Below are 15,651 nucleotides of genomic sequence, written 5' to 3' on the forward strand. Positions count from 1 at the left end.
TCGCGACCAAGGTCGGCTCCTACCCCTGTCCGGCGTAGGAGCCGACCTTGGTCGCGATGGGCTCCACGCCGCCATCACGCCAGGCCGGCACACGGCAAGGTAAACACGAACACCGTCTGCCCCTGCCGCCCCCGGTGCAGGTGCAGGGTACCGCCCTGGGCGTCCATGATCGAACGGCAAATAGCCAACCCCATGCCCATGCCGTTGGCCTTGGTGGTGAAGAAGGCGTTGAACACCTTGCCCTCATCTTCGACGCCGATGCCCGGCCCGCTGTCCTCCACCATCACCACCAACTGCCCGGCCACCGGCACGTTGGACGTCACCTGCAGGCGCCGCGCGGCAGCCGGCACGCTGGCCATGGCCTCCACGGCGTTGGCCACCAGGTTGTAAAGCACCTGCTGCAACTGCACGCCGTCCACCTGCACCTGCACCCCGGCCGCCTGCAAGGCGGTGTGCACCGTGACCTGCTGGGCGTCGGTTTCCACCGCCAGCAGGCGCAACACCTGGGTGATCAGCTCGTCAATTTGCAGCCAACTGCGGCTGGCCGGTTCCTGGCGCGCCAACGCCTGCAAGGCACGGATGATATCGGCAGCGCGGCGGCCGTCACGGGCGATGTCGCGCAGGCCTTCCAGGGCCTCGCCCACCTGTGGCACCTCGCGCTGCAGCCAGCGCACGCTGGCGCTGGCGTTGGTGACGATAGACGCCAGCGGCTGGTTGATCTCGTGGGCGATGCTGGCGGCCAGCTCGCCCATCACCGTGCTCTGGCGCACCTGGGCCAGCTCGGCGCGGGCGCTGCGCAGCGCTGCCTCGGTGGCGCGGCGCTCGCTGACGTCGGTGGTCACGCCCACGTACACGCCGTCCTCGGCAGGCTCGGCGTGGGCTTCCAGGTGGCGCACGGCGCCATCGTCCAGGCTAATGCGGAAGGCCATGCGCAGCGGCAGGCGCGTCTGCCGCGCCCACTGCAACTGGGCGTTGAAACGCTCGGCGTCGTCCGCGTGCACCCGGCGCGCCAGCACCTCGGGCGCCGGGGCCGTGGCCGCTACCGGCAGCCCCCACACGGCGAACAGTTCATCCGACCATTGCGATTGGTCGCTGGTAACGTCCCAGCGGAACGAACCGGAACGAATGATTTTCTGGCCGATGGCCAACAACGCCTGGCTGGTGCGCAACTGCGCCTCGGTGTCGCGGCGCCGGGCGTTCTCTTCCAGCACCTGGGCATACAGGCGCGCGGTTTCCAGCGAGATGGCCGCCTGCGCCGCCAGCAGCTCGATCATCGCCACCCGCGGGTGGCTGAACACGCCGCAGGCCAGGGCGTTCTCCAGGTACAGCAGGCCAATCACCTCACCCTGCTTGAGCAGCGGCAGGCACAGCACGGCGCCGGCGGCCTGCACGGCGAAGTACGGGTCGTCGGCGAACTCGGCGTCGCCGCCGGCCTGCTCCAGCGCCACCGTACGGCCGGTGCGCATCACCGTGTACAGCAACGACAGCGGCAGGCTGCGCGGCTGCACCGGCTGCTGGCACAGGGTCACGCGCACGCCGGCCTCGGCGGTTGCGCCGCTGGCGACGCTGAGCAGGTCGCCGCCTTCGACCAGAATCAAAGCGCCATTGCGCGCGCCGGCGTGGACGATGGTGTTGGCCAGCAGGGTCTCCACCAAACGCTCGAAGACGATTTCCCGCGACAACGCCTGGGACGCCTTGGTCACCGAGACCAGGTCCAGGTACTGCTGGCCGTTGAGCATGTCGATGGACGCGCGGGCGTCCAGCGGCTTGTTGTTGAGGTACAGGTGCCCGGCCTCCAGGGCCGCGACCTTGCCTGACGCACCCCAGCGCTGGTAGGCGTCACGGGCGCTGAAACGGTGGCTGCGGGCAGCGCTGGCCAGGCCCAGCGCCTGGTGACAGTTGGCGGCGCGCTCGTGCGCCAGGGCCAGCACCGGCACGCAGCCACTGGCAGCCGCCTGCTCGATGGCCGCCTCCAGCAGCTGCAGGGCGCGCAGCAGGTCGCCCTGCAGGCGGGCGATCTCGGCTTCCACCAGCAGTTCGCGGCCCAGGAACGCCTGGGGGTTGAGCTGCGCCCAGCGCCGCAGCTCGTGCAACGGCGGCTGCAGGCCCTGGATGGCCGCCAGCGGGCTGTGGGCACTGGCCGCCAGGGCGGCGTGGTTGAGCGCCGAGTAACACGCCAGGTCCGCCAGGTGGACATGGGCGGCCATGCAGCCCTTGAGCTGGGCCGCGCGCGCCAGGTCGTCGCGGGCGGCTTCATGGCGGCCCTGGGTGAAGGCCAGCATGCCCCGGTACAGCCAGTAGAAGAAGCCGATGGGCAGCATGCGGCTGGCTTCCACCCGTGGCTGCCAGGCCTGCAACAGGTTGCCGCGCGCCGGAGCGTCGGCGTCGCGCAGGCCGCGCACGTAAGCCTGCTGGATCTCCAGCAGCAGGCGGCTGTCGGCGAAACCGGCGGCGTCGGCCACCGCCATGGCCGCGTCCAGCCGTTGCGCCACGCGCTCAAGTGGGCCGCCCATCACCAGCAGGATGCTGACCATGTGGTGGCAGGCGTAGCAGCTCAGCGCCGCCCGGCCCTCGCGGCGGCCAGCGGCGAAGGCCTGCTCGCCGCATTCCAGCGAGAACGCCAGCGAGCGCGTCCAGGCGCTGGTGCGGCCCAGGGCCAGTTGCGTGGACACCTTGCCAGTTTCCAGGCCCAACGCGTACTCCAGGCGCACCGCCAATTCCACGTAGTGCTGGCCTTCTTCGTAGGCGCCGTACTCGTCGGCCAACAATACCCCGAACCACGCCAGCCCCGGCACCGAGGCCGGGCTGACGCCGTGGCGCACGGTCATTTGCAGCATGCGCGCCAGCAGCGGCAGCGCCAGCTCGCGCTCGACATGGATGGCCGGAATGATCATCGCGGCCATCAGTTCCAGCGCGGCAGCAATGAAGGAGTTGTTCACGGCCTGGTGCGCGAGCAAGGCGTCGATTGGCCGGTCGCCCAACGCCTGGCTGACCTGCAACCGCGGCTGGTCGCGGTCACTGCCGCTGAATTCGATACCGAACAGCGCCAGCCCGGCGCGCCCGGTGTGCAGGCTGGCGGCGTAGTTGTCGGCGAGCGACAGCGCCTCGATCTTCAGCACATACAGGGCCGACACCTGGGTGAGCGAGTCGGCGCGGTCGAGGATCTGATCAATGCAGGCGTGGGCGCCGGCGTAGTCGGCGCTGTTCATCAGGCACTGGGCGTACAGCATGTCCATGGCGTCGCGCTGCTGCGGCGCCTGCACCCAGCGCGGGCAGCCGGCCAGCTCGCGTGCCAGGCGCAGGTACTGGAGGGCGAAGGGCAAGGTCGAGCTGTCACGGGCACGTTGTGCGGCGCGCAGCAGGGCGTCGACGAACACCCTCAGGTCGGCCTCCTGCAGTTGCTCGTGGGCGCACTGCTGGATATGCAGGGCAATGCGGAACAGGTAGCCCGGCGCGCGGCTGTCGTCCATGGCCTGGATCAGCAGGTGCGCCAGGCGCGTGTGCTGCAGGGCGCGCAGGCGTGGGGCGATGGCGTGGTAGGCGGTGTCGCGCACGCGGTCGTGGCTGAAGCACCAACCTTCGCCGTCGCCCAGCAGCAGCCCGGCCTGCACCGCCGGGCCCAGCGCCAGCCGCGCGCGTGGTGGTGCCAGGCGGCCCAGGCGGGCGAGATGCGCAAGGTCGGCGCGGGTGCCGATCAGCGCCAGCAGGCCCAACAACCAACGCGTGCGGCGCGGCAGGCGGGCCATGCGCGTGAGCAGCAGGTCCACCACGTTGTCGGCCACCGGGCAGGCCTCCAGCGCCTGTTGGTCCCAGGCCCAGCCCAGGGCGCCCGGCCGGGGCACCAGGCGTTTTTCTTCCAGCAGGGTGCGCACCAGTTGCTGGATGAACAGCGGGTTGCCGCCGCTCTTGGCGTGGATGACCTCGGCCAGCGGCAGCAGGACAGGCCCCTCGCTGCCCAGCAGGCCGTTGACCATGGCCAGCACGCCATCGGGCTCCAGCGGCAACAGCGCAAGCTCAGTGCAATGGCCACCACCGCGCTTCACGGCCTGGGCCAGGCTGCCTGGCGCGCTGTCGCGGCTGGCCAGCACCAGCACCACGTGGGCCAGGGGCACCTCGACCAGGTTGTGCAGCAGCGCCAGGCTGTGGCTGTCCAGGCCCTGGGTGTTGTCGAAAAACAGCAGCAGTGGCGTGCCGGGCCGGCCAAACACGGCAAGGCAGGCGCGCAGCAGCGACTGCAGGCGGTCACTGCCGTCGGCACGGGCGGGCTCGGGCACTGGCGCGTGTTGCCCCAGCACCAGCGCAAGTTCGGGTACCAGCGCCAGCAGCGGCGCCACGCCGTCGCCCAAGGCCAGCAGCAGGCGGCTGCGCCACTGCGCCAGGCCCTCGGGGTGTTCGCCCAACACCCGCAGCACCAGGCTGCGCAGGGCCGTGGACACCGCCGCGTAAGGCGTGGTCAGGCCGGCGTGGTCAAAGCGGCCAACGGCAAACAGAATGCTGCCGGCCACCAGGTCCTGGTGCACCTGGCGCACCAGCGCGGTCTTGCCGCTGCCCAGCGGGCCGCTGAGCAGCACCCGCTCGCCTTCGCCGGTGACCGCGCAGCGCAGCACCCGGTCATGCAGCACCGCGCACTCGCGCTGGCGCCCCGGCAGCGCGGCGCTGATCACCCCGTGGGCGCGGCTGCCGCGGGCGCCGGGCTCGAAAGGGTGAATGCCCTGGAATTCGGTCCATTGCGCCAGGCACAGGCGCAAGTCGGCGGCCAGTTCGTCGGTGTCGGCATAGCGTTCGTCCGCGCGCTTGGCCAGCAGCTTGAACACCAGCCCGGTCAAGGCGGGGGGCACCGCGGGGCGCAGGCTTTCCAGCGGCGCCGGCTGCAGCGCCAGGTGCTGGTGCAGCCACTCCACGGGGTCGTTGCCCTCGAACGGCAACTGGCCGGTGAGCATTTCGTAGAAGCTGACGCCCAGCGCGTACAGGTCGCTGCGCTCGTCCACTTCATGGCCCACGCGGCCGCCCTGCTCCGGCGACATGTAGGCAAAACTGCCGCAGATGGCCTCGGCGGCCGGCACCGGCGCGTCACGCTGGCAGGCCAGTGAAAACGCCATCAGGCGCACGTGGCCGTCGGCGCCCTCGACCAGGTTGCAGGGCTTGATGTCACGGTGCAGGATGCCCGCCCGGTGCGCCTGGCCCAGGGCATGGGTGGCGCCCAGCGCCAGGCGCAGGAAACGCAGGATCGACAGGTGGTCGCCCATCACCTCGTGCAGGCCGCGGCCCTGGCTGTCGTCCAGCACCAGCAGCGGGCCATCCACGGCGCTGATCAGCGCGACCGGCACAATGGCCCAGCCGGGATGCAGGTGGTGGCGGAAATCGAACTCCTGGTGCAGGCGCCGGAAACCGCCCTCTGAAGGCAACGCCGCCGGGCGCGCTATCAGCCAGTCGCGCGCGGAAATGGGCGAGCGCACCCGGTAGCGGGCCACCTCGCCGTCCACCAGCAGCAGGCGCCAGGTGAGGTGCTTGAGCCATTGTTCATTGAAGCCGCCCAGTTGCTGGCGGTAGTCGACCCGCTCAGCCGGCATGGGCGTCGACCCTGGCCGGGCCTACACCGATCTGTTCGCACAGGCGCACCAGTTCCACCAGGGTGGCGGCGCGCATCTTGGCCATGACGTGTTTCTTGTGCACCTTGGCCGTGACCTCGCGGGTGCCCAGGGCGGCGGCAATCTGCTTGTTGACCTTGCCCTCGATCAGCAGCCCCAGCACTTGCCGTTCACGTGGGGTAAGGGTGTGGTAGCGGCCGCGCACCTCGCGGGCCTGGGCCTGGGCAGCGAAACGCTGGCGCGCGCCGGTCAGGGCGCGGTCGATGGCGCCCAGCAGCTCGCCCTCGTCGAACGGCTTGGTGAGGAACTCCTGGGCCCCGGCCTTCATGGCCTTGACCGACATGGGAATGGTGCCGTAGCCGGTCATGAAGATGATCGGCAGTTGGCTGCCACGCCGCTGCAGGTCGGCCTGCAGGTCGAAGCCGGTGCCCACCTGCAGGTTCACGTCCAGCACCAGGCAGGCCAGGCGTTGCTCGAACCCGCAGGCAAGGAAGTCTTCGGCGCAGGCAAAGGTTTGTACCGCAATGTCCGCGGACCGCAGCAGCCGCGCCAGGGCGTCACGCACGCTGGCTTCGTCGTCCACCACATAGACAATCGGCGCGCCGGGCAGCACCGCAGGCGCCAGCTCGGGCAGGCTGGGCATGGGCGCCTCGAGCATGTCGTGCAGGCCCAGGCGCTCCAGCAGGGCAATCAGCAGGCCGTCGCGCGCCCCGCTGGCCGGCGCCGCGGGCGCAGGTTCCGGGTCGAGCACCAGCCGGTAACCGCGCCCGGCCACCGTGCGGATGCGCTCGCGCGAATCGCCCAGGGCCTTGCGCAAGGCCGAGATGTGCACCTGCAGGTTGTTCTCTTCCACCACTGCGTCGGGCCACACCCGCGCCAGCAGCTCATCCTTGCTGACCAGCTGGCCTTGCGCGGCGATCAGCATTTCGAGGATGTCGAACGCGCGGCTGCCCAGTTTGACCGGCACCGCGCCCTGGCGAATTTCGCGCAGGGCCAACGAGACTGTGACGTTTCCAATACGAATCATGAGGGGCTCACCCAGCCATCCAAGCGCCTGTCCATCGTGAGTCTGGCGATGGTGCCAAGACTAGAGACAGATGCAGGGGTTGGCAATTATCCGCTTGGATACGTTGCGATGGGGGGTGAGTGTGCATAAATCAGGAATCGTCATTGATAATGATTCGCATTGCATCTAGAATCACCCTGTCTTCCCCCACGACCGGTGACTGATCGTGAACCCTTGCACGGCAAAGCTCGACCTCTACCTGACCCAGCGCAAGGCGCTGATCAACTACGCCGCCGCCATTGTCGGCTGCCGCGACCAGGCTGAACGCCTGGTGCAGGAGGCGTGGCTGCGCTTTGGCGTGCAGCAGGGGGAAGTGCGGCCCAGCGGGCTGTTCCGCATCGTGCGCAACCTGGCGCGGGCGCGGGTGCGGCCGCCGGTGCTGGCGGTGGTGGAACCTGCACCGGCTCCGCCGCGCGCCAGCGTGTTGCACGGCCTGGTAGCCGCTGCCGCCAGGCTGCGGTGGCCCGCGCGTACGCTTGAGGTCGTTGGCGGGTGGGATAGCCTGCGCCAACGGCTACAGGCGTAACCTCAGCCCAGGTCGCCACCGCCCACCGGCAAGGTCACCCCGGTAATGTACGAGGCCTCGTCCGAGGCCAGGAACAGAATCGCCCCCACCTGCTCGTCCACCGTGCCGTACCGATGCATCAGGCTGCTGCCCAGGGTCTGGTCGACGATCTGCTGGTACCAGCCTTTTTCCTGTTCAGTTTGCTCGGCGCTGTTGCGCGGTATGCGCCGTGGAGGTGCTTCAGTACCGCCTGGGGCGGTAGCATTGACGCGCACGCCACGCCCGGCGGTTTCGAAGGCAAGGCAGGCGGTGAGCGCGTTCACCCCGCCCTTGGCCGCGCCGTAGGGCACGCGGTTGAGGCTGCGGGTGGCGATGGACGAGACGTTGACGATCGCGCCACTGCCCTGCCCCAGCATCACCGGCAGCGCCGCGTGGCAGCACCACAGGGTGGGGAACAGCGAGCGGCGCACTTCGGCCTCGATCTGCTGCGCTTCGTAGTGCTCGAACGGCTTGGCCCAGATCGTGCCGCCGACGTTGTTGATCAGAATGTCCAGGCGGCCGAAGTGCTTGACCGCCGCTGCCACCACCCGCGCGCATTCGTCGTATTGCTCAAGGTCGGCGGTCAGCACCAGCGGCTGGTTGGGCAGCGCCTCCAGTTCGTAGACCAGCTCGGAGCGGTCCACCAGCACCAGCCGCGCGCCTTCGGCGGCCAGGCGCTGGGCCACGCCCAGGCCGATGCCCTGGGCTGCGCCGGTGACCAACGCAATTTTGTTCTCGAATCGATTCATGAGGTGTCCTCTGTAGCCGCTGCCGCCAGGCTGCGCTGGCCGGGGTGAACCCTGAAGATTTCCAGCGGGGCTCAAGGCCAGCGCAGCCTTCGGCAGCGGCTACGGTGATGGGGGCATCAAGCCGCAGCGAATTTTTCGAAATAGAAGTTGGCAGGCACGATGGCCTGGTCACGCAGGTAAGCGCTCACCGCCTCCACCATCGGCGGCGGACCGCACAGGTACAGGTCCACGTCACCGTCGTTGAGGTGCACAGGCTCGATATGCTGGGTCACGTAGCCTTTGCGCGGGTAGGTGCTATCAGGGCTGGCCACGCAGGCGTTGTAGGTGAAGTTCGGAATGCGCGCCGCCAGGGCTTCCAGCCGCGCGGTTTCCACCAGGTCGATGTCGTGGGTTACGCCATAGATCAAGTGCATCGGGTACTCGCTGCCCTGCTCGGCGATGCGTTCGAGCATGGCGGTGAACGGCGCCAGACCCGTGCCGCCCGCCAGCAGCAACAGCGGCCGACGGATGTCGCGCAGGTAGAAGCTGCCCAACGGGCCTGCCAGGGTCATGCTGTCACCGGCCTTGGCCAGGCTGGTGAGGAAGCTGCTCATCAAGCCGCCCGGCACGTTGCGAATCAGGAAGCTGACCTCGCCATTGCGTTGCAGCGAGCTGAAGGAATAGGCCCGGGTATGCTCGCTGCCCGGCACTTGCAGCTTCACGTACTGCCCCGGCAGGAACGCCAGCTGGCTAAGGGCCTCACCCTTGATTTTCAGGGCGATGGTGCTGTCGGACAACTGCTCCACGGCGCTGATGGTGGCCTCGTACTTGGCCTGCCTGGTCTTGCACACGTCCGAGGACGCCGGCACGCGCACCACGCAGTCGCTTTGTGCGCGCATCTGGCAGGTCAGCACAAAGCCTTGGGCCGCTTCCTCTTCGGTCAGGGCGTCTTCGATGTATTCCTCGCCCAGCTCGTATCGGCCCGCCTCGGCGAAGCATTTGCAGGTGCCGCAGGCGCCATCGCGGCAGTCCAGGGGGATGTTGATGCCCTGGCGGTAGGCGGCGTCGGCCACGGTCTCGGTGGCGCTGCTGTCGATGAAACGGGTGACGCCATCTTCGAAATTCAGTGCGATCTTGTAGGTCATGCTGGCCGCCTCAGATGTGGTAGATGTCGATCAGCTGGCGCACGTAGTCATTCTTCAGCACCACCTTCTTGGCCTTGATCAATGGCTGCTCGCCACGAGTGTCGAGGGTGTAGAAGCTGGTACCGAAGTAGCTGTCCACGGTCTTGTAGCGAAAGCTCAGGGTGTGCCAGTTGAAGCGCACCTGGGCCACGCCGTCGCGCTGTTCCAGCAGCTCGATGTTGCTGAGGTTGTGCGAGGTGCGGGTGTCGGGAATGCTGGCGCTGGAGCGCTCGGTCTTGATGCGGAATACACGGTCTTCCAGGCCGTCGCGGCGGCCGTACCAGATCAGCGAAATCTCCCGTTGCGGGTCCTGGGTCAGTTCGTCGTTGTCGTCCCAGCTGGGCATCCAGAAGGTCGCGTTCGGGGCATAGAGCTCCAGCCAGTCGTCCCAGGCCTTGTCGTCCAGGTAACGGGCTTCGCGGTAGAGGAAATCGCGCACGGCGTCATGGCTGATCATTGCACCACCTCCACGGCGATGCGCTCGGCCTGCAGGGCCTGGATCATGGTCTGCTGCCAGTACTTGTGCTGCATCACGAACAGGCCTTCGTCCTCGGTGCGCACGCCGCTGAGCTGCGGGTGCAGGTCGATTTCCACCGCGGCGGCGTCGGCGCCTTCCACCCAGTGGGCGGCGCCGCGGGACATGTCGTTCCAGGCGGTGGTGCTGCCCTGGTAGCCCAGCTGGCAGGAGCGGAACTCCTCCAGGTCGTCGGGGGTGGCCATGCCGCTGACGTTGAAGAAGTCCTCGTACTGGCGAATGCGCTGGGCGCGCGCGGCATCGCTCTCGCCCTTGGGCGCAATGCAGTAGATGGTAATTTCGGTGCGATTGACGTCGATGGGCCGGGCGATGCGGATCTGCGAGCTGAACTGGTCCATCAGGTAGACGTTGGGGTACAGGCACAGGTTGCGCGAGTTCTGGATCATCCAGTCGGCGCGGGCGCTGCCGAACTGTTGCGCCAGCTCGTCGCGGCGCTCGTACAGCGGGCGGTCCTGGGGATTAGACCAGCGGGTCCACAGCAGCATGTGGCCCTTGTCGAAGGAGTAGAAGCCCCCACCCTGCTTGGCCCAGCCGCCAGCGCTCATGGTCTTGGCCGTTGCATCGGCCTCGCGCTGCTGGCGCTGCTGCTGGGTGGCAGCGTAGTTCCAATGCACGGCGCTGACGTGGTAGCCGTCGGCGCCGTTCTCGGCCGTGAGTTTCCAGTTGCCTTCGTAAACGTAGCTGCTGGACCCGCGCAGTACTTCCAGGCCGTCGGGGGACTGGTCGACGATCATGTCGATGATCTTCGCCGACTCGCCCAGGTGCTCCACCAGCGGTGGCACATCGGGGTTCAGGGAACCGAACAGGAAGCCGCGGTAGGACTCGAAGCGCGCGACCTTGGTCAGGTCGTGGGAGCCTTCGCAGTTGAAGCTTGACGGGTAGCCGGCCTCGGCCGGGTCTTTCACCTTCAGTAGCTTGCCGGCGTTGTTGAAAGTCCAGCCGTGGAAGGGACAGGTGTAGGAACTGCGGTTGCCGGTCTTGTGCCGGCACAGCATGGCGCCGCGGTGGCTGCAGGCGTTGAGGAAGGCGTTGAGCTCGCCGGCCTTGTTGCGGGCGATGAAGATGGGCTGGCGGCCCATCTGGGTGGTGTAGTAGTCGTTGACGTTGGGGACCTGGCTTTCGTGGGCCAGGTACAGCCAGTTGCCCTCGAAGATGTGCTTCATCTCCAGGTCGAACAGCCGCGGGTCGGTGAACATCTCGCGCTTGCAGCGGTAGATGCCCTGCGCGCGGTCTTCCTGCAGCAAGGCATTGAGGTAATCGATTCCCAGGGTCATGGCCGGGGCCTCCGTTGTTATTGTTCAGGCACCTCCAGCGTACGAATGGGTGGGTATGGCCGATAGCCGATCCGTGCAGACCGCTATCCGTTGCGTGCAAGGCCGTCGCGGCGGCGCTTCAAGGTCTCGGACGGCAGCTCGCCGAACTGCTTGCGGTACTGCTCGGCAAAGCGCCCCAGGTGCATGAAGCCATGGTCCATGGCCAGCTCGGACAGGCTGCGGACCTTGCAGGTGGGGTCGCCCAGGCAGGCATGGATACGCGCCAGCCGGCGCTGGCGGATGTACTGCGCCGGCGTGGCGCTGGCGTTGCGCTCGAACAGGCCGTACAGGCTGCGCACGCTCACCTGCGCCACCTGGGCCAGGGCTTCCGGGGCCAGGTCCTGGCCCAGGTGGCGGTCGATGTGCTCCACCACCCGTTCGAAGTTCATGGGCGGCTCGTCGCCGGTCAGGGGCACCACGTTGGTCAGCTCCAGCAGTTTGCTGGCGATGATCTGCGTGTAGTGGGCCTGCACCCGCGGCGGCGTGCAGGCCTCTTCCGCCTCCTGGCAGACCATGCCCAGCAGGCTCACCAGGCTGGGCAGCTGGTCGAGCCGGTAGCGCTGCTGGCCGAAGCGCACGCCAGCCGCCGGCAGTGCCCAGCGCTGCTGCTGGCACAGACCATCGAGCAGGCGCACCGGCACCTTGACGATGAATTTCTCGCAGTCGGCCGAATAGGTCAGGTCCACCGGCTCGTCGGGGTTGATCAGCAGCAGTTCGCCCGGCGCCAGGTAATGGGCTTCGCGGCCATGGCGCCACAGGCAATGGCCGTGCAGCAGCACCTGCAGGTGGAAAAAGCGCTCCAGCGCCGGCGACACCACGCGCACGGCGGCGCCGTAGCCCAGGCGGCACAGGTCCAGCTCGGCGAACGAGCGATGGCTGAGGTGGGCCAGCGGACGGCTGGCGCGCGGCAGCTGGATGCAATGGTTGCCCACGTGCTGGTTGACGTACTGCGACACCGCGTGGGGGTCGGCCAGGTGAAAGACTTCGCTGCGCTGGCCCAGTAAAGGCGTGTGCATGGCGGGGGTACTCTGATTGTTTTTATTGGTGGCTACATCTTCACCCTTTGCGGGCGCGGGCGCCAATAGGCGCAAGGTCTGGTGCGATACCCAGCGGGTATGGGGCAAAGGCCCCGTCCCTGGGGATTTGCCCCGTTCATGGGGCTAGTGTTGCGCCAGTATCAGCTACCGCCGCGATCGTCACCTGGCTCGCCCGCGGCGTGGGCGCCGTGGTCATCGCCCACTTCGCCGGCAGCGTGCACGCCATGGTCGTCGCCCACTTCACCGGCAGCGTGCACGCCGTGGTTGTCGCCCGCTTCGGCGTGGGTGCCGCTGCGGCCGGAGGTCGAGGCGCCTGCGTGGCCGTCGCCATGGGTGCCGCCGCTGCTGGCGGAACCACCGTGGCTGCCACCACTGCCACTGTTGCCGCCGCCTCCGCTGCCACCACTGCCTCCGCCGCCTCCGCTGCCACCACCACTGCCTCCGCCTCCGCCGCTACCTCCACCTCCTCTACCGCCACCATGGCCACCGCTGCCGCCCTCCTTGGCATGGACACTGGAAAAACCGCCGAGTGAATCGGGTATCAGCACCACGGACGCCGACAACACCACGCCCATGGCCACTGCCAACAACGATTTCGTGATCAACATGCCTACCTCCACCAAACGCTAGGGATGGGTCTTGCACTAGCAGCCGTAGCAAGGGGCAGGCCACCCCTTGATTGTCCCCAATTCAGAATCAATATTTCTCAAATAAGGCTAATTGTCCCTTCATGTCATCCTCCGTAAAGTAGCCCCCATACCAACCACACAACGTTTGAAGGAACAACCTCATGACCATTCGCAAAGCCCTCACCGCTTCCCTGCTGGCCCTGTCCATCAACAACGCCTTCGCCGCCGACACCGGCGCCGAGCACCACACCCAGGCGTTCCTCGACGCGCTCAATGCCGGCGGTGGCAAGCCACTCGAACAGCTGAGCCCCAAGGACGCCCGTGCAGTGCTGACCGGCGCGCAGAACTCGGTGAAGGTTGACCTCAGCGGCACCGAGGTCAGCAACAAGACCATCCAGGCCAACGGCCAGGCCATCAAGCTGACCATCGTGCGGCCGGCCAAGGTGAAGGGGGAGCTGCCGGTGTTCATGTTCTTCCACGGCGGCGGCTGGGTGCTGGGCGACTACCCGACCCACGCCCGCCTGATCCACGACCTGGTGGTGAATTCCGGCGCCGTGGCGGTGTACGTCGACTACACGCCGTCGCCGGAAGCGCACTACCCCACCGCCATCAACCAGGCCTACGCCGCGACCCGCTGGGTGGCCGAGCATGGCCAGCAGATTGGCGTGGACGGCAAGCGCCTGGCGGTAGCGGGCAACAGCGTGGGCGGCAACATGGCCGCGGTAGTGGCGCTGATGGCCAAGGAACAGGGCGCCCCGCAACTGAAGTTCCAGCTGCTGCTGTGGCCGGTGACCGACGCGCACTTTGACAATGGCTCGTACCAGCAGTACGCCGAGGGGCACTTCCTGACCAAGAACATGATGACCTGGTTCTGGGACAGCTACACCACCGACGCCGCCCAGCGCGCCGAGATCCATGCCTCACCGTTGCAAGCCAGCCCCGAGCAGCTCAAGGGCCTGCCACCGGCCCTGGTGCAGACCGCCGGCCTGGACGTGCTGCGCGACGAAGGCGAGGCCTACGCCCGCAAACTGGACGCCGCCGGCGTGGACGTGACCGCCGTGCGCTACAACGGCATGATCCATGACTACGGGCTGCTCAACCCGCTGAGCAACATCCCCGAGGTCAAGGCAGCCATGCGCCAGGCCGGCCTGGAACTCAAGGCACACCTCAACTGACGCAGCCTGGCGGCAGCTGCTACGCGAATGCGTATACCCCATATCGCGGCCAAGGCCGGCTCCTACCACGAACGGTGTAGGAGCCGACTTTAGTCGCGATGCAGACGACGCCAATTCAAGACAGTTGCTGCGACGAACCCCGTAGCAGCGGCCGCAGGCCGCGTCAGCTCATGGCCTGCTCACGATGCCGCCCCCGCAAACACCACAGCGGAAACGGCAAGGTCACCAGCAGCAACAGCCACAGCAACGCATACACCGCGTCCACCCCCTCGTTCTGCAGGTTGACGAACAACTTCACCGGGATGCCCTGGGGGAAGTAGGCGAAGACCATCACTATCCCGAACTCACCGATCACCCGCGCCCAGGTAATGGCCAGGCCGTTGGCCAGGCTGCGTCTCGCCAGCGGCACCGTCACCCGCCAGAACACCTCACCCGCCGTGCTGCCCAGGCTGCGCGCCGCCTCTTCCAGGCTGCGCGGCACCTGCTCGAAGGCATTGCGCGCGCACAGCACGTAGTACGCCAGCCCTCCATAAACCTGCGCCAGCACGAAGGCCGGCGGGTTGTTGTTCAGGCTCAGGCCCAGGTGCTGCAGCCCTTCGCCGAAATAGCCGTAGGGTCCATAGGCCGTCACCAATACGATGCCCATGGCCAGCGGCGGGGTCAGCAGGTTGAGCAGCACCGCGCCTTCCACCAGCCCGCGCCAGCGTGCCTGGGTGCGCGCCAGCCAGAACGCCAGCGGCGTGCCCAGCAGCACGATCAGCAGCATCGACAGGGCCGTCAGCCCCAGCGACACCGCCACCGCGTTCCAGTCACCGTACGCCAGTTGCAGATGCGCCCAACCGGTAGCGGCCACCAGGGCCAGCAACGGCGCCACCAGCACCAGCAGCGCCGGCAGCCCCAGCCACGCCGAGCCTGCGCGCCTCATGCGGTCACAGCGCCGGGCCCTTGGGCTGGCCGTAGCCGTTGGCCTGGAACAGCTGCTGGCCTGCCGCCGATTGCAGGTAGCTGACAAACGCCTTGGCGCGCGCCGGGTCCGGCGCGTTCTTCAGGACGGCGGCGTAGAACACCAGCGGCTGCGGGGTGACCACCTGGGCGCTGCCGTCCTTGCCGGGCAGGCTGAGGCTGACGGTGTCGTACCAGTCGTGGCTGAAGGTGGGGTTGCTCAGGTTGATCTCATCGGGCAGGGCAATGTAGGGCAGCTTGGCCGACAGGGTGGCGCTTTCGTAACCGGACGCTGCGTCCACCTGCCCCGACTCCAGGCGCGTCAGCAGGCCGCCCTCGCCGAACACCTGCTCGGGGTTCTGGTCATCACCCAACACGGCCTTGGCCAGGCCCGGCTGCTGGTAATACTTCTCCGCCAGCTTGAAAGTGAAGATGATGTTCTGGCCCTGGGGGTCGGTGGCCGCATCGGTGCGGCCAAAGCGCAGGCCGGGGCGCTGCAGCACCTGCCACCACGGCTGGGTGCCTTGGCTGGCGGCCTGCAACTGGCTGGCGAACCGGCTCTTGGGGTTGTAGGCGATGACCATGCGCGTGCTGGCCACCGGCACCGCCTGGTCCACCAGCCCCGCCTGCTTGAGCACCTCGATGGGCCCGGGGGTGATGGACACGAACACATCCGCCACCACCTTCTTCGACGCCAGCAACCGCGCCATGCCATAGGCGCCCTGCCCCTGGCCCTGGTACGCCACGTGCTCGCGCTGGGCAAACGCCGGGCCCAGTGCCTTGTCCATCACCACACCCATGGAACCGGCGTAGGTGACCTGGATCGTGTCCTGGGCGTGAGCGGCCACGGCGCTGGCCATGGCCAGGCCGGCCAGCAGCCCCTGAACGGTTGTCTTCGACATGCGTGTGC

General features: G+C 67.9%; 12 protein-coding genes. 2 read left to right on the plus strand and 10 right to left on the minus strand.

Annotation, left to right across the window (positions count from 1 at the left end):
* Positions 1-74: 74 nt before the first annotated feature.
* Both RAM80_RS02775 and RAM80_RS02780 read right to left on the minus strand, forming a co-directional pair.
* Positions 75-5,570 (minus strand): AAA family ATPase, encoded by a 5,496-nt coding sequence (locus tag RAM80_RS02775; RefSeq protein WP_416424706.1) that lies wholly within the window; start codon positions 5,568-5,570, stop codon positions 75-77.
* The gene (locus RAM80_RS02780) at positions 5,560-6,615 is read right to left on the minus strand and encodes a response regulator (RefSeq protein ID WP_416424707.1); all 1,056 of its coding nucleotides are present in this window, start codon (positions 6,613-6,615) and stop codon (positions 5,560-5,562) included. Before RAM80_RS02780 ends, RAM80_RS02775 begins: the two co-directional genes overlap by 11 nt.
* Positions 6,616-6,820: 205 nt before the next feature.
* On the opposite strand from RAM80_RS02780, the gene RAM80_RS02785 reads away from it, so the two are divergent.
* Positions 6,821-7,180 carry an RNA polymerase sigma factor gene (locus tag RAM80_RS02785; protein WP_416424708.1) on the plus strand — a complete coding sequence of 120 codons (360 nt, stop codon included), beginning with the start codon at positions 6,821-6,823 and terminating at the stop codon, positions 7,178-7,180.
* A gap of 2 nt (positions 7,181-7,182) precedes the next feature.
* Here RAM80_RS02785 and RAM80_RS02790 read toward each other — a convergent pair whose 3' ends face one another.
* The 6 genes from RAM80_RS02790 to RAM80_RS02815 all read right to left on the minus strand — a co-directional run bounded on the left by RAM80_RS02790 (position 7,183) and on the right by RAM80_RS02815 (position 12,603).
* Positions 7,183-7,947, minus strand: a complete 765-nt coding sequence (locus RAM80_RS02790; RefSeq protein WP_416424709.1) for a 1,6-dihydroxycyclohexa-2,4-diene-1-carboxylate dehydrogenase — start codon at positions 7,945-7,947, stop codon at positions 7,183-7,185.
* A 116-nt stretch (positions 7,948-8,063) separates the two neighbouring features.
* Positions 8,064-9,071 (minus strand): benzoate 1,2-dioxygenase electron transfer component BenC, encoded by a 1,008-nt coding sequence (gene benC, locus RAM80_RS02795; protein WP_416424710.1) that lies wholly within the window; start codon positions 9,069-9,071, stop codon positions 8,064-8,066.
* Between the two features lie 10 nt (positions 9,072-9,081).
* Positions 9,082-9,567, minus strand: a complete 486-nt coding sequence (gene benB / locus RAM80_RS02800) for a benzoate 1,2-dioxygenase small subunit (protein WP_416424711.1) — start codon at positions 9,565-9,567, stop codon at positions 9,082-9,084.
* Entirely contained in the window at positions 9,564-10,919 is a 1,356-nt protein-coding gene (gene benA / locus RAM80_RS02805) for a benzoate 1,2-dioxygenase large subunit (protein WP_416424712.1), read from the minus strand. The genes benB and benA overlap by 4 nt, the downstream gene beginning before the upstream one ends.
* An 83-nt stretch (positions 10,920-11,002) precedes the next feature.
* Positions 11,003-11,974, minus strand: coding sequence for a helix-turn-helix domain-containing protein (locus tag RAM80_RS02810; RefSeq protein ID WP_416424713.1), 972 nt, complete (start codon positions 11,972-11,974; stop codon positions 11,003-11,005).
* A gap of 161 nt (positions 11,975-12,135) precedes the next feature.
* Complete coding sequence (locus RAM80_RS02815) at positions 12,136-12,603, minus strand: hypothetical protein (protein ID WP_416424714.1); 468 nt, start codon at positions 12,601-12,603, stop codon at positions 12,136-12,138.
* A gap of 182 nt (positions 12,604-12,785) precedes the next feature.
* Here RAM80_RS02815 and RAM80_RS02820 point away from each other — a divergent pair, with 182 nt between their 5' ends.
* Entirely contained in the window at positions 12,786-13,799 is a 1,014-nt protein-coding gene (locus RAM80_RS02820) for an alpha/beta hydrolase (protein ID WP_416424715.1), read from the plus strand.
* A gap of 163 nt (positions 13,800-13,962) precedes the next feature.
* Here RAM80_RS02820 and RAM80_RS02825 read toward each other — a convergent pair whose 3' ends face one another.
* On the minus strand, positions 13,963-14,724 hold the full coding sequence (locus RAM80_RS02825) for a molybdate ABC transporter permease subunit (protein WP_416424716.1): 762 nt from the start codon (positions 14,722-14,724) through the stop codon (positions 13,963-13,965).
* A 4-nt stretch (positions 14,725-14,728) separates the two neighbouring features.
* Positions 14,729-15,643 (minus strand): extracellular solute-binding protein, encoded by a 915-nt coding sequence (locus RAM80_RS02830; RefSeq protein ID WP_416424717.1) that lies wholly within the window; start codon positions 15,641-15,643, stop codon positions 14,729-14,731.
* Between the last annotated feature and the right edge of the window lie 8 nt (positions 15,644-15,651).

Origin of the sequence: Pseudomonas sp. App30 (assembly GCF_047947025.1) — a bacterium.
GTDB lineage: Bacteria > Pseudomonadota > Gammaproteobacteria > Pseudomonadales > Pseudomonadaceae > Aquipseudomonas.